Genomic DNA, 21922 nt, shown 5'->3' with positions numbered 1-21922 from the left:
GACTCGAAGGATCGCGCGGTGGCCGCGTCTGCGTTTGGCGTACACGCCGGTGACGAACTCAGCGACCGCGCTACACCACTATCGGGGACTCAACTCAAAGGTTGCGCACGCCAGTCAAGGCACTGTCGTTCCCCCACCCCTAGGAGGAACGATGTCTCAGGTCGAAGACGCGAGTACCCAAGGTGATGACGAGCAGCTTGAGCCTCCGCCCAAGCCGCCGGGGCCGCCCGGTCCGCCGGTACCTGATACCGACGACCATGACGACTGACCACTACCGATCGCACGAATCGTGTCGCGCATGAACATCGCAGGCACGACGAAAGGGCCCATCATGAGTCAAATTCTGGTCATCGGCGCACGCGGCAAGACGGGACGATACGTCGCGTCGGGGCTCGTCTCGCGCGGAGTCTCAGTCAAGGCAGCCTCACGCAATCCGGACGAGCTCTCTGGTGGGCATGGTGTCCCGACTAGGTTCGACTGGCACGACGGCTCGACCTGGGAGCCGGCTCTCGTCGGTGTCGATGCCGTGTACCTCGTGAAGCCTGAGTCCGACGACGTCGTCGAGATCGTGACTGAGTTCCTGCGAGCGATGGAAGACGCAGGCGTGCGACGGCTCGTCCTGCTCTCCGAATGCGCTACTCACACCCGCTCTGACGACGTAACGGAGCGCCGGGTCGAGCTGGCGGTGGAGGCCACGAATCTCCAGTGGACGATTCTCCGTCCGAGCTGGTTCATGCAGGACATCATCGACGACGACTTCTTCGGACCGATGGTCCGCGACGACGGCATCATTGTGATGACCACCGGCGGTTCGGCGACCGCCTGGATCCATGTTCGCGACATCGCCGAGGTAGCCGTCGAACTGCTGATCGGCGGCGGCTCGATCGGCCAGGCACTCAACCTGACCGGCCCGGAAGCGCTCACGTTGAAGGAACTCGCCGAACGCATCACCGCCGCCGCGGGCACACCCGTGCTAGGCGTCGAGGAAACCGTGGCCGAAGCCGAGAGTCGTATGCGCCGTGACGGGTTCGACGAGGACACCATCGCGTACCTGACCCGGATCGTCGAGAGCATCATCGAAGGACACACCGCGAACGTCACGGGCGACGTCGAACGAATTGTCGGGCACCCGCCTCGCCACATCGACTCCTTCCTGGCCGACCATGCACGAGACCTTCGACGTACTGGTGACCTCGACGCGGACAACAGCGGCATCAACACACGAGTAGACGTCGCCACCGACAACGAGGCCCTCTTCAGGCGGCTAGTTGCCGCGTGGGCCAGCAGTGACTTCGACGCGCTGCTCGACTGCTTCGCAGACGACATGGTCTACACGGACATGCCGTTTCCTGACGCCCCAGTTCTGGGCAAAGCCGCATTCAGGCGCCACGTGTCCGACTACAACGCTCTGTTCGCCCGCGGACAGGTAGACACGGAACTGGTGACAGTCGTGGCGACCGAGTCACATGTGGTCGGTGAGCTGTCGTGCCGAGCTCAATACGTGGGCCCCGGTGCCCCGGCGGAAGGGGTACCGGTCCATTGGTACGCCACGTTGGTCGACACCATCGTGGACGGGAAAGTGAGTTCGGAGCACGCGTACTTCGATCCCACAGCATTCGAGAAGGCTGTCCAACGCGTCTCTACATGAACATCTGCGCTGCCCGAGCGAGTCGTCTACGACCCGGGACGACTCCTCGGCGCGGTCGAAAAGCCATTGTCAGATGACCGACATTGCAGGCCCTGACTTAGCCGTCTCCGTGAAAGGTGCGGCCGCCCACTGATCGTAAGTTGGCGAGATGACGATGGACCCCCGCCATGCACCACTGTTCGAACCGATCCGCGTTGGGCCGAAGACCTTCCGCAACCGGTTCTACGTAGCTCCGCACTGTTCCGGCCTGGGCGTCGAGTACCCGGGCGCACAGGCATACCTGCGCGGGATGCGGGCAGAGGGCGGATGGGCAGCCGTCAACACCGAGTATTGCGCGGTCGACGCCGAAAGCGACGACTCGCCGTGGGTCCAAGCGCGGCTTCTGGATGAACGAGACGAAGCCAACCTGCGTCTCATGGTCGAACGCGTCCATGAGTTCGACGCCCTGGCCGGTGTCCAGCTGGTGTACATGGGTGCCGACCACACCGGTTACGTGACGCGGCTGCCCGCCGGTGGACCATCTCAGGTCGCGAGTGCCATGTCAGGCCACTCCTGCTACGCGATGGACAAGTCAGACATCCGTCGCATACAGAAGTCGTACGTCGATGCAGCTGTTCGCGCTCGAGACGTCGGATTCGACCTGATCCAGGTTGCCGCACGAGAGGGGTTCTCCCTCCCGCTCCAGTTCCTGTGGCGCTACTGGAACCATCGCACCGACGAGTACGGCGGCTCACTCGAAAACAGGACACGGTTCTGGAGAGAGACGCTGGAGCAGGTGCGCGAAGCGGTCGGCGACGACTGCGCCATCGTGGCCGGGTTCTGTCTGGACTCCTTCAATGACACCACGGACAGGGCGTTCAAGGTCAGCGACGACGGGGTGGGCGTAGTCGAGATGCTCGACGACATCGTCGACCTCTGGGACATGCAAGTCGGACACTTGGAGGACGACGTCAGCTCCTCACGATTCTTCGAACCGTTCTGGCAGCGGGACTACATCGAGCAAGTCCGGCCTTACGCCAAGAAGCCCATCGCGGCCGTCGGACGGTTCACAGATCCCGAATTGATGGCCCGAGCGGTAGGCGACGGGGTGATCGACATCATCGGTGCGGCGCGCCCAGCTATCTCCGACCCGTTCATTCCCAACAAGATCCGCGAGGGTCGAGCAGAAGACATCCGCGAATGCATCGGCTGCAACATGTGCGTCTCGCGCTTCAACAACGGCGGCGGCCGTATCGTCTGCACCCAGAACGCAACAGTCGGTGAGGAGTACCGCCGCGGCTGGCATCCCGAGAAGTTCAACCCGTCCGAGAGTGCCGGCGACCCCGTCCTCATCATCGGCGCCGGACCTGCCGGCATGGAATGTGCACGCGTACTCGGCGAGCGGGGTTTCGAAGCAGTCCATCTCGCGGAAGCCGAGTCGGAGATCGGCGGCCACGTCAATTGGGTGTCACAACTGCCCGGGATGCGAACCTGGCGACGAGTGGTCGAGTACCGCGAAGCGCAGTTGACGAAGATGTCGAACGTCACCGTGCTCACCGGAAAGCACTTCGACGTCGAAGACGTCCTGGACTACGGGGCTTCGACGGTCGTCATTGCTACGGGCGCGAACTGGGACCGTACGGGGACCAGCCCGATGACCCACCTTCCCGTCCCCGGTGCCGACATGCATCCGTCCATGGTGTTCACGCCAGAAGACGTCATGCTCGAGAAGCGGGCTGTCGACGGTGATCGAGTTCTGGTCTACGACTGTGAGGGCTACTTCATGGGATCGAGTCTCGCGCAGAAGCTTGCGATCGAGGGGAAGGAGGTCACCCTCGTGACCCCCGCCGACCAAGTGGGGTCCTACCTGTTCCACACTGACGAAGGTGGGCACGTGATGCATGCGTTGCTCGATCTCGGAGTGCAGCTCGTCACCAGTCACTCGCTCAGCAGGATCGAGCCGGGGAAGGTCACCGGACACAACGTCTACCACGCAGCCACCGAGGTGAGCTGGACCGTCGACTCTGTCGTGCTAGTGACACAGCGTCGGTCCCGAAATGACCTCTACGAGCAGCTGACAGCCGACCAGGAACGTCTGAGCGGTGCCGGGATCACGCAGGTGCTACGCATCGGCGACTGCGTCGAGCCGCGCGTCATCGCCGAGGCGGTGTTCGACGGTCACAGGCTCGGCCGTGAGATCGACACGTCCGACCCGGCAACCCCGCTCCCGTTCATCCGCGAGCAGCGCATCCTGGGTTGGCGCGAAGAGGATTACGACGGCGTCCTGCGGCACGTGCTGCCGCTCACGCCGGTGTCCAAGACGACGCACCGATGACGCTCGAGCACGACTCCGCTGGATGTCTCCATGCACCATTCACGATCACCGCCGCCTCATTCGGCTGCGCATGGGCACGAGGCGGTCCTGGCTGGGCATGGTCGCGGGTGATTCGACTGCAGAACATGAAGGACTCGAGATGACCTTGTCGCTAGAGACCGGCCGGCGGATCGCACGATTCGTCCACGGGGCGGCAGACCGCCTGCACCTGCGCCCGCTCACGGTCGTCGTGCTCGACAGTGGAGGGCACGTCGTGGTGGCGGAGAGATCGGACTTCTCGCCCATCGGTCGATTCGAGATCGCCAGGGGCAAGGCTTACGGTGCTCTGGCGCTGGGCATGAACTCGCGCGCGATCATGGAGCGAGGCGAACTGCAGCCGCAGTTCGTCGCATCGGCGACCGCGGCACTGGAGGGCAGGGTCATCCCCGTGCCGGGTGGCGTCCTGGTGGACGACTCCAGCGGTCAGCTCGTCGGAGCCGTCGGAGTCTCGGGCGACACGTCCGACAACGACGAAGCCGTGGCGATGGAAGCCATCGCCGCAGCGGGCCTCAAACCCCGCGGCGCGCGGGCATGACGCGACGGAACGTCTTCGCGCCGGTACCCAAGAGCGGGCTTCAGCCCACAGCTCCGTTGTTGACATTGGCATAGCGCCCGGCGCAGAACGACCGGAGCCGGTCGGCGAGAGTTCGAAGCTCGGCCGCCGCGTGGTGCTGATGGTCCCAGGCTGCGTGCAGGTTGATGGTCAGGCGACCACCGGGTGTTTGGATCGCCACTGGTACGAGATCGAATCGCGGGTCGTCCGACAGCACTGCGACTCCGCGCCGAGCGGCTGCGAGCGCCTGCGCGACTTGCGGGTGGGCGCATTCGATGGGTTCGTGTTGGGCGAGGCCTGCGGCAATCATGGCGTCATCGAGCAGTCGCCGGGGCCGAGCACTCTGGTCAAGCAGGATCAAGCGTTCCGCGGCAAGGTCCTCGAGGGCCACTTGGGCGCGGTCGGCCAACCGATGATCGGCACAGACGTAGGCCCACACGGGAAGTTCTGCCACGAGCAGGCTGGCGAGCTCCCGGGGTGGTGGTGCAGTCAGTATCGCCATGTCGACGCGCGTGCCGACGGCAGCAAGGGCCTGCGAATAGGTGCTTTCTTCGACGGTGATGAGCGGATCGTCAGGGGACAGCTCGGCCAGGAATGGAGCCAGCACGTCCGACAACGTCGTGGTGGGGGCCGCCATGCGTACGCGCGTCAGCTGACCGGCGGCGAGGGAGGAAGCAAGTGACGTGGCACCGTCCACGGCGGCAACCACGGAGTCGGCGGCTGCCAGGAAGCGCCGTCCCGCCGCGGTGAGTTCCAGCCGACGGCCTGCGCGCGTGAAGAGAGCGAGGCCCAGGTCACGCTCGAGCTGTTGAATCTGGCGCGACAGGGCAGGCTGCGAAGTTAGCAGCTCGGTCGCTGCCGCCGAAATGGTGCCGAGACGCGCGACGGCGCGGAAGGTTTCGAGCAGTCGCAACTCCACGGCGCAAGCCTCTCACGCATATGCGCCGCACGCATACCCGTGCAGCCAAAATGGCATTGGACGACATGGCCGATACTGCCGCACGCTGATTCGGTGACCACCCACGCACCTGCCGCGATGATTGCCCGCCGCCTTCTCACCGTCCTGCCCGGCCCGCGCTCGATCGAGCTTGCGGAGCGCAAGGCAAGCGCCGTGGCGGACGGAGTCGGAACGACCATGCCGGTCTACGTCGTTCGCGCGCAGGGCGGAACGGTCGAGGACGTCGACGGCAATGTCTTGATCGACTTGGGCTCTGGCATCGCCGTCACGACCGTGGGCTCGAGCGCACCACGCGTCGTCGACGCCGTTCGTCGTCAGGTCGAGGATTTCACTCACACCTGCTTCATGGTCACCCCCTACGAGCCGTACGTCGAGGTCGCCGAGCGCCTCAACCAGCTCACCCCCGGCGACCACGACAAGCGGACTGTCCTTTTCAATTCAGGCGCGGAAGCAGTCGAGAACGCCGTCAAGATCGCCCGCGCCCACACCGGCCGTCAAGCCGTGGTCGCCTTCGACCACGCGTACCACGGCCGCACCAACTTGACGATGGCCATGACCGCCAAGTCCATGCCCTACAAGCACGGCTTCGGCCCCTTCGCGTCCGAGGTGTATCGCGCGCCTCTGTCGTACCCCTTCCGTGACTCAGGCGTCGACGGACCGGCAGCAGCGCAGCGCGCGATCGATGTCATCGAGAAGCAGGTCGGCGCGGGCAACCTCGCAGCCGTTGTCATCGAGCCCATCCAGGGCGAGGGCGGGTTCATCGTCCCTGCTCCCGGATTTCTCGCCGGTCTCGCGGACTGGTGCCGGCGCGAAGGCGTGGTGTTCGTTGCGGACGAGGTGCAGAGCGGCTTCGCCCGCACCGGCAAGATGTTCGCATGCGAGCACGACGGGGTCGTGCCGGACCTCGTCGTGAGTGCGAAGGGCATCGCCGGCGGACTGCCCCTTTCCGCCGTCACGGGACGAGCAGAGATGATGAACGCCGTGCACGCTGGAGGACTCGGCGGCACCTACGGAGGCAACCCGCTGGCGTGCGCTGCGGCGCTGGCTGTCATCGACACCATCGTCGAGGACGACCTGCTGGAGCGCGCCGCCCAGGTCGAGCGTCTGATCCTCGATCGGCTCGACAAGCTGCGTACTCGAGACAACCGCATCGGCGACGTCCGCGGCCGGGGAGCGATGATCGCAGCTGAGCTTGTCCTCCCCGGGACGACTGAACCTGACGCAGGCATCGCCAAGCAGGTGGCTGTGTACGCACACCAGCAAGGCGTCATCGTGCTGACCTGTGGGACGTACGGGAACGTCCTTCGCTTCCTTCCCCCGCTCGCTATCAGCGACGCAGAGCTCCACGAGGCATTCGACGTCATCGAGACAGCCTTCGCCGAGGTCGTGTCGTGATGGCCATCACCGCCGCTGACGGGATCCTAGGTTCCGAACCGCCCGCCGTCGCAACCGTCGCCCAAGCGCACCAGCAGAGAGGCCTCCACCCGTGAGCAAGCTTGACCCCATCCTGGCCCGACTCGACCCCGAGTCAGGGATCCTCATCGGCGGACAGTGGGTGAGGGGAAGTTGTTCGTTCGACGTCGACAATCCTGCAGACAAGTCGGTCGTTGCCCGCGTCGCAGACGGCGACAGGACGCAAGCCCTCGCGGCCGTCTCCGCTGCCGCGACGGCTGCCGCTGACTGGCGCAACGCCAGCCCGCGGAGCCGCTCCGAAATCCTGTACCGCACCTTCGAAGCGATGCGGCGGGATGCCGACGAGTTCGCCGCGCTCATCTGTGCCGAGAACGGGAAGTCGGAAGCTGACGCTCACGCCGAGGTGGGCTACGCGGCCGAGTTCTTCCGCTGGTTCGCGGAAGAAGCCGTCCGAACCGGGGGGCAGTACGGCGAGGCGCCCAGCGGTGGGGTCCGCACCGTCGTCACCCACCGTCCAGTTGGCGTCGCGGCGCTCATCACGCCGTGGAACTTTCCGGCGGCCATGGCCACGCGCAAGCTTGCGCCGGCACTGGCAGCTGGTTGCACGGTCGTTCTCAAGCCCGCCGCCGAGACGCCCCTGACCGCACTTGCGGTGGCCCGCGCACTCCAGGCTTCGGGACTCCCCGACGGCGTTGTGAACGTCGTACCAACTACCGACCCGGCTGGGGTGGTGACGGCCTGGATGGAGTCGCCGAAGGTGCGGAAGGTGTCCTTCACCGGATCCACCGGCGTCGGACGGCACCTGCTGCGTCAGGCCTCGGACCGAATCGTCAATGCCTCGATGGAATTGGGGGGCAACGCACCCTTCGTCGTTGCAGCGGACGCGGACCTCGAGGCGGCCGTGGACGGAGCGATGATCGCGAAGTTCCGCGGTGGGGGACAGGCGTGCACCGCAGCCAACCGGATATACGTCCACGCCTCACAGGCCTCCGACTTCACCGCGATGCTGGCAGCCCGTGTCACAGCACTCCACGTCGGCCCCGGCACTGATGCCCGTACGGAGATCGGCCCCTTGATCAGCGCTCGCGCAGTTGAGAACGTTCGAAGACTCGTCGACGACGCCCTCAACCGTGGCGCTCGCATCGCGGCACAGGCCGAAGTACCGGACAACCTGAGCGGCTACTTCTTCGCACCCACCGTCTTGGGCGACGTCGCTCCTGACTCGGCCGCTGTCCAGACCGAGATCTTTGCACCCGTGGCCCCCGTGGTGACCTGGAACGACGAGTCCGAACTCATCGACATGGTCAACGGAACCGAGATGGGCCTGGCCGCGTACGTCTACTCGCGTGACCTCAAGTGGGCCATGCAGGTCGGCGAGCGCTTTGACGCCGGAATGGTCGCGGTGAACCGTGGCCTCGTCTCCGACCCGTCCGCCCCTTTCGGAGGGATGAAGCAGAGCGGACTCGGTCGTGAAGGTGCTCGCGAAGGCCTCGCGGAGTACCAGGAGACGCAGTACCTCAGCGTCGACTGGAGCCCGGCATGACCAGCGCGCTCACCGACCGTGTGAATGCGCTGAGCAGCGAGGAGATCCTCGACGCCCCGCCAGGTAGCTCGATCAGCGAAGCCGGTGTACTTGAAGCCTTCGAACGCCGCCGCCGCCACGTATGTGAGCAGCTGGCCTACGACGACCCGACGCTGGCCGTCGGGTAAGGCCAGCTTGAGTTCTCCGCCGCACTGGTCGCGGTGCGACGCGTCAAGATCACCGCCACGTTGGTGAACGAGAGAGAGTCCTGCGCACAGTTCGAGTTCCGTGCTGTGTACGGCGACGCCCAGCCACCGTCGGACTCCCGCCGATCGGCCACCGATCAGGTACTGGCTTCGGCGAGTGGGTGGACGCTCATTCCGGCCCGGCTGCATTAAGGCGTTTGCGCCCGACGACGTCGTCTGCACGCGAAGGCAAGGGACGAAGCTCTTGCGCGGCGACGTCCTCCTCGAACCGCGGACGCTGCTTTGCCGCTTGGTCCCGTGATGACGACTATCGGGTCGTCAGTGTCCCAACAGGCGCCAGAACGAGGACGCGAGGCGGGACGGCTTGCCGGACGTCGACTCCGTCTGGTCCGCGATCGAGAACGCCATGGTCCCCGCGTTGACACCCAGCCAGCGAAGCGGCTCCGGCTCCCACTTGGGCGACTGACGACCTGCCCACGGAAGTGCGCGAAGGTCGTCGTCCAGGTCCGTGATCTCGGCAGCCAGAGTTCGTCCCGCGAGGTGCGCCGTCGCTACCCCGTCTCCGACGTAACCACCGGCGTGCGCCAGCCCGGTCCGTCGGTCGTAGCCAACCGAGGGGTACCAGTCGCGGGGGATGCCGAGGTTGCCGCCCCACGCATGGGTGAACTCGACGCCGTCGATGACCGGGAAGATCTCGGTCAGGATGCTGCGCAACGTCGCGTGAACTCGTTCGTCGTTGTCGTACTCGGGCTTGATCCGGGAGCCAAAGTGGTAGGGAGCCCCACGCCCGCCGAATGCCAACCGCCCGTCGGCCGTGCGCTGACCATAGATTCGCAAGTGACGCTTGTCGCTGAAGGTCTCGCGTTGTTTGAGTCCAATCTCATCCCACTGTTCGTCGCTCAACGGAGCGGTCGCAACCATCAACGAGTACATCGGCACCAGGTCGCGCTTGGCACCGGGCAGGTTGGCGGTGTATCCCTCGGTGGCTCTGACGATGACATCAGCGTGCACCACACCGTGCGACGTCGTCAGACTCCGCTCGCCGATCTCCTCGACGGTCGTGTTCTCGTAGATCTTCACGCCGAGGCCCCGGACCACGCGGGCCAGCCCGCCGGCGAGCTTGGCGGGGTGGAGGACAGCGCAGTGGGGCGTGTAAGTGGCCCCGAAGAGGTCGGAGGCTGCGACTCGCCGACCGGCCTCTTCGCGGGTCAGGAGTTGCATGTCGTCGGCGGCGAAACCCCAGTCTCGCCAGGATTGCACCTCGCGTTCAGCTCGCGCCCATTGAGCAGCGTTGCGCGCCGTCGAAACGTAGCCGCCCTGCTCGAAGTCACAATCGATCGCTTCTGAGGCGACGACTGCGCCGATCTCGCGCACGGTCGAGAACATCGCTCGCTGCATTTGTACTGCGTCAGAGTGGCTGCTCTTGGACGCAATCTTGCGAAAGCTGGCAGGGAAGATTGCGGAGCACCAACCGCCGTTGCGACCAGATGCGCCAAAGCCGACGAACTCCTGTTCGACGATGCCAATCCGGAGCGTGGGGTCAGCCTTGGCCAGGTAGTACGCCGTCCACAACCCCGTGTAGCCAGCACCCACGATGGCGACATCCAGGTCTGTGTCACCCGGCAGTTCGCTGACGGGGGTGCTGCCCAGCTGTGCGTCTTCGTGCCAGAAGCTGATCGCAGAGGGCTTCGAACGGTGCGTGGGAGTCATTGGTGTACTGGTCTTCCGCTGGTTGTTGTGGCGAGCTCGGGGCGCTCGCGCACTGGCCAATCGCCCGTGCCTCAGTCTCGTTGTGGGCGATACACCAACACCACTAGACGGTCGACCAAACTCGTCGGCCTCCACTGAACTCACGTACGAGCTGACTCGGACTTTGCGTCCCGCCGCGCTCACGTAGGGCAGGAAGCGGGTCATGTCGGGCCCCGGCTATCGGCGCGAGGCAATTTCTCGACAACGTGGACAGCTGTCCTGCTCGGGATCGAGGGGGAAGGACTGGTCCCACCACTTGGGCCACGACTCGCACCTGATGCCACACGCCGTGGTCAACGTGCCCATCTCTTTGGCGTGGATCCTCGACGTCGGCACCATGACGACTTCTCGCATCTCATCCTCGCGTCGGCTCGACTCAGCGACGACGAACCACCTGTTCACGCAATCACCGACTGTCCTCCAAAGTTGGCGGTCATTCCCGCGACGTGCCAGAGGGGACACCACGAGGCGGGTCGCCATCGCCGTACCTGATCCGTCATGGCCCGTCGAACTGTAGGAGGACGCGCGCTGGATGGGCTGCATGTGATCTGGGAACTTTTTCGGCGATCTGCCGGAATCATGGCTGCTGCGAGTGATCTCCTCGGGAACGGCGAATCCGACGACTGTGCTTCGGCACCGAGGCGTCGCTTCAGGAGTGTGAGGCACGACGGTCGCGCCAGTCCACGAGCTGTAACAACTCGCGCTTGTAGGGAAGCGGCACAGATGGGTCTGGTGACTCGAACTCACGAGCCAGGCGATGACCGTCGAACATCGCGTCGGCCAGCGGGCGCGGAGACAGCGCATCGCCGATGCGGTAAACGGCTTCGATCCCTGATCCGTCCAGTGCGCCGCGGTCACTCACGAGTCGGCTGTACACGTCGTCGACCGGTGCCCGCATCGTCACCAGCACGAGGGCATCTGTCTCGAGCGAGAAGGGCGCCTCGAATTCACCTGCCCCTTGCAGTACGCCGTCGCCCACCTCGGTCAGACACACGTCTCGATACATGACCACACCGCTGGCATGGAGGGACGCACGAACCGCAGGTCCATCCAGCGTCAGATCTCCCTCGGCTGCGACTTGAGCATGCGGCGTCACGATAGAGACCTCGTAGCCTTCGTCGGCGAGGAGCTGAGCGAGACTCGACCCCATGTAGCCGCCCTCGGCGTCGTAGACGGCCACGCTACATCCTGCGGCTGGCCTGTCGCCCCGGACGAGCAACCGTTCAGGTGTGAACACCCAAGCGAAGTCGGACAGTCCGGGTAGTGGCGCGTGTGTGCTTGGCGCGATCCCCGTTTCCAACCATCGGGCACCTGTCGCGATGATCACGTGGGAGGCCCCGTAGTCGAGGACGTCATCGGCGCTCAGGGTGGTCGAGGAAATGAACTGCAAGTTCGGGAGCTTGGCGATCTGGATCATCCGGTGATCGATGAAGCGTCCCCACTCTCGAAGTCCCGGTAGGTGGACCACTGGACGGAGGTGGCCACCGATCTGGTCGGCCGAGTCCGCGAGGTGCACCATCTCGGCTCCTCGCTTCGCCAGGCCGATTGCAGCTTCCAGACCTGCCGGGCCTGCGCCGACCACCAAGACGCTCACATCGGGGCGTTCGAGCGGTTCGAATCGTTCCGGATGCCAGTCGCGCCTGTACTCCTCGCCTGCGGTGGCATTCTGAGCGCATCCCATGTTGCCCCGATCGAGACTGCTGATGCAGTGGTTGATGCCCATGCACTCCCGGATGTCTTCGACACGGCCCTCGTAGACCTTCTGAGGAAAGAATGGATCCGCGATCGACTGGCGGGCCGACCCGACGATGTCGATGAACCCGGAACGCACTGCCTGGGCCATCAAGTCAGGACTCGTCCATCGTGACACCCCGACGACGGGCTTCTGGGTGGCATTTCGCATGCGGGCGAAGAGCTCCATGTTGTGCCCTTCCGGGACGACCCGCGACGGGCTGATATCGCTCCCCCAATCCAGCACGGATCCGACGTTGAGATCCCAGAAGTCGACCAGTGGATCAGCCATTCGGACCAACGCCACGCTGTCGTCCAACGTGTGACCCCACGGACCCTGCGTCTGGACCGACATACGACTCGCGACGGCGCAGTCGGCTCCTACGGCGTCGCGGACGCGGCCGAGAGTCTCGATCCAGAACCTGGCCCTGTTCTCCAACGACCCGCCGTACTTGTCGGTGCGATGGTTGTGGAACGGGGACAGGAACTGCGCGAAGAGATACCCATAGCCTGCGAGCACATCCACGATGTCGTAGCCCACGTCGCGTGCTCGAACAGCCGCGTCTACGAAGGACTGCGTCACTCGCTCGATGTCCTCGAAGGTCATCACTTTCGGAGTGCCGAGAGGCCCTGCGGGTGGAGGCAGCTCACCCGCCAGGCCGGACGCCGACAACGCAGGCTCTCGTGACAACCTACGCATGGCGTGAGTGCCGCCATGGTGGAGTTCGATGCTCGCGAGAGCGCCATGGGCATGGACGGCGTCCACCATGAGCTTGTGCCGTCGTCCGTCTTCGTCGTCCCAGATGTCGCTGGAGTGCAGCGGGAACTCGTCGCTGCTCGGCCCGACACTGGAGAATTCCGTCGACACGGCGGCCCAGCCGCCTTCTGCCCGAATGCTGCGGTACGAGGCCCACGTGGACGGTCGAAGTACCCCGTAGGCGGTGCCGTGAGGAACGTTGAAGAAGCGGTTTCGAAGTGTCTTGGGGCCGATTGTGATCGGTTCGAACAGGATCTTGTGATGATCAGCCGGGGGCACGCACATCAACCTCTCGTGGGGTGCTTCGGTTGCACGGGAGACGGACGAGCGCCTCGATAGTCGGAGGGTGTCCTAGGGACTAGCCGGCTCCCGTCCACGTCATGACGTTAGTGGGAGGGCTGTGGCCCGCCTTGTGGCGATCGGCAAGCATCGTCGAGACCTCGACGGATTGGTGCAATCGCGGTCTGGGACCTTCGAACTCGTGAAGTCCTGAGGACTACGGTGCGCCGACCCACTCCTGGGTGCCGTCGCCGAACTGTTGATTCTTCCAGATCGGAACCTCTGCCTTGAGCGTGTCGATGAGCATGCGCGAAGCCGCAAAGGCGGAGCCACGATGAGCAGAAGTCGTCGCAACCACCACTGCGATGTCTCCGATCGCCAGGCTGCCCACCCGGTGAACAGCTGCAACCCCATGAACGTCGAGCTTCTCCGCAACGCCGCGCACACACGCCCCAACAGCTCCAGCGCACTCGGATGAGCCGAGTACTCGAGCCCGTGAACCGAGCGACCGCCATCATGGTCGCGCACACGACCCACGAACAGTACGACCCCGCCCGACGCGGCGTCGTCCAGCGAGCCAAGAACCTCGTCCACGCTCAGCGGCTTGTCGCGTATATCGACAAGACGGACAGCAGAATGGGTCATGCGTGGGAAGACCAGCCGGTTCCCTGTGAGACCCCCATGCAGCGCCCCGGCACGCAGGAAGGCTGACGATGAGACGAGTCCGCCATCGCGGAACTGCTGCGCCGCTACGAATCGCTCCGTCGCTGTCCGGTTCAAGTCGCTGATACCCACCCGAAACTCTCCTGGACCAGGAACCACACGATTTCCAGTTCATCCCGATCGCGGGGACCGAACACGAGAAGGGCATCCTGCACCGGATGCGGGACACCCCATCTGGCGTCCACTACCTGCTCCATCACCGAATCGGGAACCGAGAGGTGCAGGCTCCCGTCATGGTGAGGATGCAGGTGCGCGAACTCCCGCCCACGCTGAAACCTCTCGGGCGGCGCCGACCCGATCCCTTCCGCGAGGTGAAGAGCGCGTGCATGCGAGACCGATACCAGGGTGGGGGCCATGTAGGTGTAGGGGAGCGCTCGCATGCGGGACCACAGCTCCTCCTGAATCATGACGGGAGCAATCTGTGAGCGTTGAGCGTGCGGGGCCGGACCGACCACATCGGGGGCGGGACCCGCACGGCGTGGCAGCGTGGTGAACGGGCGAGCGGGGTCGGCAGGCGGGTGGGTCATGCACGTCCTTTCGACTGGGGTCCCGTCGACCTTACGGATCGCGGCTGCGCAGAGTTGTTACCGGAAGGTGATAGGGATCACCTGCCTTTCGTCAGATCCGGGTAACCGAGCAGGTCGGGCCGGTTCGCGAAGATGACCATCAAGCGAGCGAAAGGGATGAGCATGGTCGAGAGCGTCGAGATCGCAGTCGTCGGAGCCGGATTCGCCGGGCTTCGAGCGGCACGCGATCTGAGCGCAGATGGCCGCTCGGTCGTGCTGCTCGAAGCAGCCGGCCGAGTCGGAGGCCGCGCGTACAGCCGAGAGTCGATGACCGACCCCGGGACGACCGTGGAAGTCGGCGGAGCCTACTTTCACCGCCACCACCACACCCGCCTAGCAGCGGAGGTCGACCGCTACAAGATCGACACCCAACCCGCCGCGCCGTTCAAGGTCTTCCGGAACCGGCTGGCGCCAGGAGATCACAACGCTGCCTTCCCGATCCCGCCGGAAGAGTTCCTCGAGGCCGAGAGGATCCTCTTCTGCCTCATCAGGGACGCGCGCCGCATCGACCCCCACGCCGGCCTCGAAAACCAGAACCTCGAGGATCTTGACATCTCGGCGCACGACTACCTGACCGCACTGAACCCGCCGCCGGTCACCAGCCAGCTCCTGCGATCGTGGATCTGGAACATGATGGGGCAGAGGGTCGAGGACGCGTCAGCTCTGTGGGTTCTCCAACTGATCGCATCGCATGACTACTCCGTGCTCGGTGTGCTCTTGTCCTTGGACGAGGTGATGGCCAGCGGTACTGGCACGCTCACGACTGCGATGGCCAATGAGGTGTCAGACCTGCGGCTGGGCGAGGCAGTGCACTCGATCCGCCAGCAGACCGACTGGGTGGATGTCACCTACGGCACGGAGCGTGCGCTGAGGGCCGAACATGTCGTCGTCGCGGCACCCTTGAACTGCATGCGAGAGCTCCGATTCGAGCCTCCCTTGTCGGGGCCGCGGGCCGAGGTCGTCGCGGAAGGGCATGGAGGTAGGGGTCTCAAGCTCCTCATCCACGTGCGGGGTGTCCCGGAAGGTATCTCCTGCACTGGCGACGGTGTCTTCCCGACTCTGTACGACTACCTACCCGCCTCCGACGGCGGTCGCATCCTCGTCGGCTTCACCGACCGGGACTCCTTCGACCCCGCCGACAGTGGGGCCATCGAAGCTGCGGTCCACCACTACTTGCCAGACGCGGTCGTCGTCGGAACTGACTATCACGACTGGTGCGCGGACCCGTTCGTCCGCGCGCCCTGGGTGTCCCCGCGTATCGGACAGGCGACCCGCGCCCACAAGTCGCTCGGCGAGCCGCACGGTCGCGTGCACTTCGCAGGGTCGGATGTGTCCCTGCTGTTCCCCGGCTACATCGAGGGCGCACTGGAGACTGCCGACCGCGTGCGGTCAGAGATCCTCGGCTGACGCTCGGCTGGGTGGCCACTGAGCGCTCGGAGCCCCCTCCGGCGGCCGCATCGGCACCCCGACCCCGTGCCAAGCCCGCTGTCGTTGTGCACACAGCTGTTCAGTCGCGGCGGTCCTGCTGAGGTGATGGGCGCACGGCGCAACTACCCCTGCAGGTCGTCACAGGGACCGGGGTCCCGACGCCGACCTCGTGCACAACAACCAAGCCACGGCTCAGGCTCGGCGTACGCCATGGACCACGAGACCTGGTCGCACGACCTGGTGAACCGTTCAAGGGCGGAGCAGACCCCGCATCGGCAGCCGGCGTCCCGTCTCGACCCCGACAACGGTCAGCTCGCCCAGGAGACGACTGGGAATACTGACAGCGAGTACAAGTTGGCGTTGAAGGACGTGTGAGGGGACTTCCTGACGCGGGGATCCCGTGTTCTGACCGACGGCGACTGACGACAGTTCCGGCACACACGATCGTGACGACCGCGCCCGCCGGGCGCGGTCGTCACTCGTTTGCACCATCTTTCGCGACGGCGCCAGCACCAATTGCAGGAAGGTGACAGGCATCACGGCAAGTTCGTCGAATCTCGGCAACGCGTGCCGCTGCGGCTGGGCCTCAAGATGTCCCTCACTCTCACAAGGAGGGGCCATGAACAGCATCGGCCGGCGCCACCGGTGGTCCAGCAGCGAGGTGCAGAACCACCTCGGGACGCTCTCCTCTCTCCCGCCCTGCGGTCGAACCGGCGCACCTAGACCCCCGGCGTTGCTCGACGAAGTTCGGCAAACCTGCCTCACCCTTCATCGATCTGTCTCTCGGACCTGCAGTACCAGCGGCACCACCGGCGTTTCGTCTCGCCGCTGACATCCGACAGGTGCTCGCACCTGATCCCGCACACCGTTCGAAAGAGGAAACGACATGTATCTGACACATGGCTCACGGATCCGCCGCGTGACGGGCGCTGTCCTGGTGCTGGCGGTGATGGCAGCTGCGAGCAGTTGCAGCACCGAATCCGGCGGCCAGGCGGCCACCAGCGCGTCCAGCGACGACGCCGTGGCGCAGCGCGCAACAGAGGCCATCGAGAAGCTCTACGGCGACGGCACCTTCACCGAGCCCGCGTCATCAGGACCCAAGGCTCAGGCTGGCTACAGGGTCGCGCTGGTGAGTTCCGGCGTCCAGTCGCCGACCGGCACTGCCATGGCCAACGGCGCCAAGGCCGCTGCAGAGCTCCTCGGCTGGGACTTCTCGGTTTACGACGGCAAGTACGAGCCCTCCGAGTACCAGGAGGGAATCCGTCAGGCCATCTCCCAGAACGCAGACGCCATCTGGCTCTACTCGATCGACTGCCCGCTCGTGAAGACCGCCCTCGAAGAGGCCAAGAAGGCCGGCATCCCGGTCTTCTCCCAAGAGGCCGCCGATTGCAGCGACGTCGATCCCAGCCAGCCCTCCTACTACGAGCGGAGCCTGGAGTTCGTCGAAGGTGACTTCATCGCCTGGGGCGAAGCCCTGGGCGCTTCGGAAGCGACGTGGCTCCTCTCCAAGCTCGGGTCGAAGGCCAACATCATCGAAGTCAGCAACACTGAGCTCGTCATCACCAAGGCAGTGCACGACGGGTTCCAGAAGGCGATGGAGGAGCAGTGCCCCGAGTGCAAGGTCACGACACTCAACATTCGGCTCGCCGACTTCGGCCCCGCCCTCGAGGAGAAGATCTCGACCGCGCTTCTCCGCAATCCCGAGGCCAACGGAATGGCCCTGTCCTACGACGACCTCCTCACGTCCGGGGGAGCCGCGGCAGTGATGGCGTCTGGACGCAACGACTCGATCGAGGTGGTCTCCGGTAGCGGATACGCCGCGAACATCGAACTCGTCCGAGAGAACAAGGGCCAGGACGCCGGATGGACCTACGACGGACGCTACGAGGCGTGGTCGGCCGCAGACATGATCAACCGTTACTTCGCGGGCGAAGAGAGCGTTCCGTCAGGCGTGGGCGTCTCGATGTTCGACCACGACAACGACCTCCCGCCCGAGGGTGAGGCCTGGTCGACCGGCATCGACTACGAGCCCGTCTTCAAGGAGGTGTGGGGCGTCTCCTGATCCACCAACCAAGGGGGAGGGCCAGGGCTCACGCCTGCGCCCTCCCCCTCGGACGGCCTGCCCAGACTGATGCCAGTCGAGGGTCACAACGCCGCTCGGACGTGTGAATCAGAGCCCTACAATCCACTTATGTCGATCGAGCACGACCTGCGGGCGGTCGCGGATGAACTCATCCTGAAGATCCCCGCGATCAGTGAGGAAGTCAGGGAGCGCTGCCGCTCCGGTGCTCCCAACTACTACCGCCGCAACGACCCCATGTTGCTCGAAACCGAGCTCCCCAGCATCACGGGCGCGCTCACGAGCATCATCCACGGACTCCGCAACGCCCGGCAGCTCCCCGAAGGTGCCTCCGAGGGAGCCTTGGAAGAGGCAAGGGTCGCTGCTCAGGCTGGCGTCGAGCTGACCGATCTGCTCCTGACCCGCCGGATCGGTCAAGTGGTCCTGTGGAACTGGATCCTCGAAACGGCTGTACGCATCGTCCCCGCGGGCCCCCGCCAGATCGCAGTACTGAAGCAGGCCGCCGAGTACCACTTCGCTTGGAACGACCGCATCACGCACGACGTGGTGGCGACCTACGAGCAGGAAAAGTCCGCGTACTTCTTCCACAGCAGGGACCGGCAGCGTCGCGCGGTCGTCACGGACCTCCTGAACGGAGTGCCGACCGACACCGAGCAACTGGGTTACAACCTCAAGGTCGATCACCTGGCCGTAGTGGTGTGGGGGAGTGCGCCCAGGGTCGCCCTGAAGTCCTTGGCGGCGCTGTTCGATGCATCCCTCCTCGTGGTCGAGGGCACCGGCGGGACGTCGCTGGCTTGGTTGGGCAGTAGCCGACTCTGCGAGTCCTTCGAGCAGCAGTTCGCGACGTTCCACCCGCCGGCCGCAACCTTCGTCGCAGTCGGCGGGCCCCTGAATGGGATCGAGGGCTTCCGCCGCGCACACCGGCAAGCATGGCAGGCGTGCCGAGTCGGGCGCCTTCGGTCTGAACCCGTCACGCGCTACCGCGATGTCGCTCTGGAGAGCGTCGTACTTCGCGACGCGCCGGCCGCTCGCGACTTCATGATGAGTGAGTTGGGGCCGATCGGCGACGACGATCCGCGCACCCAGCTCCTGCGCGAGACGTTGAAGGCCTACTTCGACACGGGGCAGAACGCGGCAGCCACCGCGGTACGCATCCGCGTGCACGAGAGGACGGTTGCGTACCGCCTCAAGTCGATCGAGGAGCGGCTCGGATTCCCGATCAACAACCGCCGCGACGAGCTCGCCGTCGCCCTGCGCCTCGCCGATGTGCTCCACGACGCCAGTGAGCGTCAACTCTCCATCCTCGGAGAGAACAGCCAAGGCGAAACAGGGATCTGAGCGACGACCAGGAGTCCCCGAGTGGACTTCGTCCCTGGCGCTGACGGCAAGCACGTCAGCAATCCCACAAAGACGCCCTCCATCTTGTCGGAGCATGCAGAGGCGATCGGAATGGTCGGCTTCCAGACTGACGCAGCGCAGTCGCGCACCCAAGCGTTAGCAAAGGAGTTCCCCATGATTCGCCACGTCTTTTCCTGGCGTGTGGCCGAGGGCCACAGCAACGACGACGTCATCGAGTTGCTGAACACCCTTCGCGAGCCGTACCCCTACATCCAGTACTGGGAGCTCGGCGCTCACGAGGGCGACCCGGGCGACAATGGCCAGCCCTTCAGTGGCGTGCTGATCAACGACTTCGAGTCCTGGGATGACCTGCAGAAGTACTCGGTCGACGAGTTCCACCTCGAGGTCGTGGCCAAGCTCAAGCCCAAGCTGGCCGAGCGCGCCGTCGTGGACTTCGTGCGTGAGGACGGCTGATGGCGCAGGCAGGCATCAAGGTCGCGTCCAGTCCTTGGGGACCGGATGATCAGCTCGGAGCTCTCAACCACCTCAGCCCTGAAGGCTCCGCCGCCATTCTGGCGCGGGTCGACGGCACCAGGAGCTACGACCTCAGCATCGACTACTTCGTGGGCATGCCGAGCTTCCAAGCCGCAGGCGACCCCAGCTACCAGCTGTTCATGAGTCACACCCCGGCCGGGACAGTCGTCGACAACCTGAACGGGGCAGGGGAGGCCGGCAACCGGCACGTCTGCTACTCCGGTGATGTCGTCTTCATGTACACCCACACGGGGACGCACATCGATTCCCTGAGCCACTTCGGCGTTGACGGGCACATCTACAACGGGTTCTCGGTCGAGGACAATCTCGGCAGTCGCGGATGGACCAAGGGCGGGGCGGAGGTCATCCCGCCCATCATCACCCGTGGTGTGTTGATCGATGTTGCCAAGAGCCACCAGGTCGATTGTCTGCCGGACTCGTACGCCATCACCGTCGAGGACTGCCAGAAGGTGCTCGCTGATGCGGGCGTCACCCTGCAGCCGGGCGACGTCGCGATGGTCCGGACCGGACGCATGGGGTACTGGCCCGACGGGTCCAAGGTCCTCGGCAACCCTCCGGGACTCAGCCTCGAGGCCGCCAAGTGGCTCACGAGTCAGGGAATCTCGGCAATCGCTGCAGATCAGGAATGCGTCGAGGTCGGACCGTCCCAGCACGAGGACAACTGGTTGCCCGGGCACTGTCACTTCCTTGCCGAGGCCGGCGTCCCGATGATCGAGCTGGTCAACCTGGAGGACCTGTCGCGAGACGGCGTCAACGAGTTCTGTCTGATCGCAGCCCCCATTCGTCTGCGCGGCGCAAGCGGGGCACCTCTCCGCCCCATCGCGCTGCCACTGCGTGACAACTGATCGCGATACGGGACGGACAAGGAGGTAAGGGATGAGCATGCCGAAGGTCGCCGTTGTCGGCGGCTCGATTGCTGGCCTGACGGCGGCGAATGTGCTCCGCGATGCCGGTTGCGACGTGGATGTCTACGAGCGGAGCAACACTCTGCTCTCAGGCTTCGGCACGGGCATCGTGGTCCAGCCCGAGCTGGTCCGCTACCTGCTGGAGCGCACCCCGACCACTCTGGAAGACATCAGCGTCCCGAGCCACCAGATGCGCTACTTCGATGCTGCTTCCGGACGAAGCGTCGGGCGGGTCGAGGCGGGATGGCGCTTCACGGCCTACAACGCCGTCTACCAGAAGCTGCTCGAGGCCTTCGGGACGCAGCGCTACCACCTCGGCAAGGAGCTCGTCGGGGTGACGCCGGGAACGGACAGCTCTTCGGCCACCTTTGCCGACGGCACCGAGGTCTCCGCCGACCTCATCGTCTGCGCGGACGGAGGCGGCTCTGTGGCGAGATCACAACTGCTCGCCCGGAAGCCTGACTATGCCGGCTACGTCACCTGGCGGGGGATGGTGGACCAACGTGATGTCTCGGAGGAGACGTGGGACTTCTTCCAGGACGCCTTCACCTACGGACTGCTCTCCGACGGCCACATCATCGCGTACCCCATCCGTCAGGTCTCCTCGGACGGTGAGGTCACAGGCGACACCCGCCTCAACTTCCAGTGGTACTGGAACGTCGAGGCCGGCGCAGCTCTCGACGACCTCATGACGGCGAACGACGGTAGTCGGCGCCCCGTCTCCGTACACTTCCCGGCCTTGCCGACGTCCAGCCTCAAGGAGTTCCACGGCCGCGCGGCCAGCCAATTGGCGCCGGTCTTCCGCGACCTCATCACCGGGGCCCCGCAGCCGTTCGTCACGATTGTCGCCGACGCCGATGTCCCCCAGATGGCATTCGACCGAGTCGTCCTCATCGGCGATGCGGCTTTCACCCCACGACCGCACGCCGCGGCCGGAGCTGCCAAAGCGGCTGCCGATGCGTGGGCGCTTGCGGATCGACTCGTCCAGGCTTCTGGGGACGTCCGGGAGGCTTTGGCCGCGTGGGAACCCGAGCGGCTGGCCGTGGGTCAGGCGTACCTGACCAAGGTGCGGGCCATGGCCGCGGCTCTGCAGCATGGAGGAGAGTTCCCCCCAGGGGCGTCCGAATTCCGATTCGGCTTGCCCAGACCCGCGTGACG

At 65.2% G+C, this 21922-nt stretch carries 17 protein-coding genes and 1 pseudogene; 13 read left to right on the top strand and 5 right to left on the bottom strand.

Annotated elements, in window-relative coordinates; genetic code table 11:
* Positions 1-298 precede the first annotated feature (298 nt).
* The 3 genes from C9J87_RS18865 to C9J87_RS18855 all read left to right on the top strand — a co-directional run bounded on the left by C9J87_RS18865 (position 299) and on the right by C9J87_RS18855 (position 4536).
* Positions 299-1648: an NAD(P)H-binding protein gene (locus tag C9J87_RS18865; RefSeq protein WP_084622748.1), complete on the top strand. Its 1350-nt coding sequence runs from the start codon at positions 299-301 to the stop codon at positions 1646-1648.
* A gap of 148 nt (positions 1649-1796) precedes the next feature.
* Positions 1797-3962 carry an oxidoreductase gene (locus C9J87_RS18860; protein ID WP_107706302.1) on the top strand — a complete coding sequence of 722 codons (2166 nt, stop codon included), beginning with the start codon at positions 1797-1799 and terminating at the stop codon, positions 3960-3962.
* 139 nt (positions 3963-4101) lie between these two features.
* The gene (locus tag C9J87_RS18855; protein ID WP_036489974.1) at positions 4102-4536 is read left to right on the top strand and encodes a GlcG/HbpS family heme-binding protein; all 435 of its coding nucleotides are present in this window, start codon (positions 4102-4104) and stop codon (positions 4534-4536) included.
* Between the two features lie 40 nt (positions 4537-4576).
* On the opposite strand, the gene C9J87_RS18850 is transcribed toward C9J87_RS18855, so the two are convergent.
* Entirely contained in the window at positions 4577-5473 is an 897-nt protein-coding gene (locus tag C9J87_RS18850; protein WP_010831387.1) for a LysR family transcriptional regulator, read from the bottom strand.
* 117 nt (positions 5474-5590) lie between these two features.
* On the opposite strand from C9J87_RS18850, the gene gabT reads away from it, so the two are divergent.
* The 3 genes from gabT to C9J87_RS19810 all read left to right on the top strand — a co-directional run bounded on the left by gabT (position 5591) and on the right by C9J87_RS19810 (position 8635).
* Positions 5591-6907 (top strand): 4-aminobutyrate--2-oxoglutarate transaminase, encoded by a 1317-nt coding sequence (gene gabT / locus C9J87_RS18845; RefSeq protein WP_036491904.1) that lies wholly within the window; start codon positions 5591-5593, stop codon positions 6905-6907.
* Positions 6908-6998: 91 nt separating this feature from the next.
* Positions 6999-8468, top strand: a complete 1470-nt coding sequence (locus C9J87_RS18840) for an NAD-dependent succinate-semialdehyde dehydrogenase (protein ID WP_232211560.1) — start codon at positions 6999-7001, stop codon at positions 8466-8468.
* The gene (locus tag C9J87_RS19810; RefSeq protein WP_156887123.1) at positions 8465-8635 is read left to right on the top strand and encodes a hypothetical protein; all 171 of its coding nucleotides are present in this window, start codon (positions 8465-8467) and stop codon (positions 8633-8635) included. Before C9J87_RS18840 ends, C9J87_RS19810 begins: the two co-directional genes overlap by 4 nt.
* 336 nt (positions 8636-8971) lie before the next feature.
* Here the strand turns inward: C9J87_RS19810 and C9J87_RS18835 are convergent, their stop codons facing one another.
* The 4 genes and pseudogenes from C9J87_RS18835 to C9J87_RS20605 all read right to left on the bottom strand — a co-directional run bounded on the left by C9J87_RS18835 (position 8972) and on the right by C9J87_RS20605 (position 14248).
* Entirely contained in the window at positions 8972-10363 is a 1392-nt protein-coding gene (locus C9J87_RS18835; RefSeq protein WP_010831390.1) for an NAD(P)/FAD-dependent oxidoreductase, read from the bottom strand.
* Positions 10364-11051: 688 nt separating this feature from the next.
* Positions 11052-13169 carry an oxidoreductase gene (locus C9J87_RS18830; RefSeq protein WP_198016929.1) on the bottom strand — a complete coding sequence of 706 codons (2118 nt, stop codon included), beginning with the start codon at positions 13167-13169 and terminating at the stop codon, positions 11052-11054.
* Positions 13170-13386: 217 nt separating this feature from the next.
* Positions 13387-13814: pseudogene (locus C9J87_RS18825) on the bottom strand (molybdenum cofactor biosynthesis protein MoaE).
* 131 nt (positions 13815-13945) lie between these two features.
* The gene (locus C9J87_RS20605) at positions 13946-14248 is read right to left on the bottom strand and encodes a luciferase domain-containing protein (protein ID WP_408635573.1); all 303 of its coding nucleotides are present in this window, start codon (positions 14246-14248) and stop codon (positions 13946-13948) included.
* A 303-nt stretch (positions 14249-14551) separates the two neighbouring features.
* On the opposite strand from C9J87_RS20605, the gene C9J87_RS18815 reads away from it, so the two are divergent.
* The 7 genes from C9J87_RS18815 (at position 14552) to C9J87_RS18790 (ending at position 21920) form a co-directional block, all read left to right on the top strand.
* Positions 14552-15865 carry a flavin monoamine oxidase family protein gene (locus C9J87_RS18815; protein ID WP_010831394.1) on the top strand — a complete coding sequence of 438 codons (1314 nt, stop codon included), beginning with the start codon at positions 14552-14554 and terminating at the stop codon, positions 15863-15865.
* 231 nt (positions 15866-16096) lie between these two features.
* Complete coding sequence (locus C9J87_RS19805) at positions 16097-16261, top strand: hypothetical protein (protein WP_156887124.1); 165 nt, start codon at positions 16097-16099, stop codon at positions 16259-16261.
* Positions 16262-16772: 511 nt separating this feature from the next.
* Positions 16773-17948, top strand: a complete 1176-nt coding sequence (locus C9J87_RS18810; RefSeq protein ID WP_084622750.1) for a sugar ABC transporter substrate-binding protein — start codon at positions 16773-16775, stop codon at positions 17946-17948.
* 129 nt (positions 17949-18077) lie between these two features.
* Positions 18078-19304 carry a PucR family transcriptional regulator gene (locus tag C9J87_RS18805; RefSeq protein ID WP_010831396.1) on the top strand — a complete coding sequence of 409 codons (1227 nt, stop codon included), beginning with the start codon at positions 18078-18080 and terminating at the stop codon, positions 19302-19304.
* Between the two features lie 174 nt (positions 19305-19478).
* A complete protein-coding gene (locus C9J87_RS18800; protein ID WP_036489979.1) occupies positions 19479-19778 on the top strand; it encodes a Dabb family protein in 300 nt (99 codons plus the stop codon).
* Entirely contained in the window at positions 19778-20704 is a 927-nt protein-coding gene (locus tag C9J87_RS18795; RefSeq protein WP_010831398.1) for a cyclase family protein, read from the top strand. The genes C9J87_RS18800 and C9J87_RS18795 overlap by 1 nt, the downstream gene beginning before the upstream one ends.
* Positions 20705-20735: 31 nt before the next feature.
* Positions 20736-21920, top strand: a complete 1185-nt coding sequence (locus C9J87_RS18790) for an FAD binding domain-containing protein (RefSeq protein ID WP_010831399.1) — start codon at positions 20736-20738, stop codon at positions 21918-21920.
* The last annotated feature ends 2 nt before the right edge of the window (positions 21921-21922 follow it).

Source organism: Nocardioides allogilvus (assembly GCF_003047285.1).
Taxonomy (GTDB): Bacteria; Actinomycetota; Actinomycetes; order Propionibacteriales; family Nocardioidaceae; genus Nocardioides; species Nocardioides allogilvus.
The sequence above is the reverse complement of the archived record's forward strand: the minus strand, read 5'-3'. Positions and strand labels throughout refer to the sequence as shown.

Excerpts from the sequence above, each read along its gene's own strand:
- C9J87_RS20605 (WP_408635573.1), bottom strand. The coding sequence starts at position 14,248 with ATGGCCCCCACCCTGGTATCGGTCTCGCATGCACGCGCTCTTCACCTC.
- C9J87_RS18865 (WP_084622748.1), top strand. The coding sequence starts at position 299 with ATGAACATCGCAGGCACGACGAAAGGGCCCATCATGAGTCAAATTCTG.
- C9J87_RS18860 (WP_107706302.1), top strand. The coding sequence starts at position 1,797 with ATGACGATGGACCCCCGCCATGCACCACTGTTCGAACCGATCCGCGTT.
- C9J87_RS18795 (WP_010831398.1), top strand. The coding sequence starts at position 19,778 with ATGGCGCAGGCAGGCATCAAGGTCGCGTCCAGTCCTTGGGGACCGGAT.
- C9J87_RS18855 (WP_036489974.1), top strand. The coding sequence starts at position 4,102 with ATGACCTTGTCGCTAGAGACCGGCCGGCGGATCGCACGATTCGTCCAC.
- C9J87_RS18805 (WP_010831396.1), top strand. The coding sequence starts at position 18,078 with ATGTCGATCGAGCACGACCTGCGGGCGGTCGCGGATGAACTCATCCTG.
- gabT (WP_036491904.1), top strand. The coding sequence starts at position 5,591 with ATGATTGCCCGCCGCCTTCTCACCGTCCTGCCCGGCCCGCGCTCGATC.
- C9J87_RS18810 (WP_084622750.1), top strand. The coding sequence starts at position 16,773 with ATGTATCTGACACATGGCTCACGGATCCGCCGCGTGACGGGCGCTGTC.
- C9J87_RS18800 (WP_036489979.1), top strand. The coding sequence starts at position 19,479 with ATGATTCGCCACGTCTTTTCCTGGCGTGTGGCCGAGGGCCACAGCAAC.
- C9J87_RS18790 (WP_010831399.1), top strand. The coding sequence starts at position 20,736 with ATGAGCATGCCGAAGGTCGCCGTTGTCGGCGGCTCGATTGCTGGCCTG.
- C9J87_RS18815 (WP_010831394.1), top strand. The coding sequence starts at position 14,552 with ATGACCATCAAGCGAGCGAAAGGGATGAGCATGGTCGAGAGCGTCGAG.
- C9J87_RS19810 (WP_156887123.1), top strand. The coding sequence starts at position 8,465 with ATGACCAGCGCGCTCACCGACCGTGTGAATGCGCTGAGCAGCGAGGAG.
- C9J87_RS19805 (WP_156887124.1), top strand. The coding sequence starts at position 16,097 with ATGGACCACGAGACCTGGTCGCACGACCTGGTGAACCGTTCAAGGGCG.
- C9J87_RS18835 (WP_010831390.1), bottom strand. The coding sequence starts at position 10,363 with ATGACTCCCACGCACCGTTCGAAGCCCTCTGCGATCAGCTTCTGGCAC.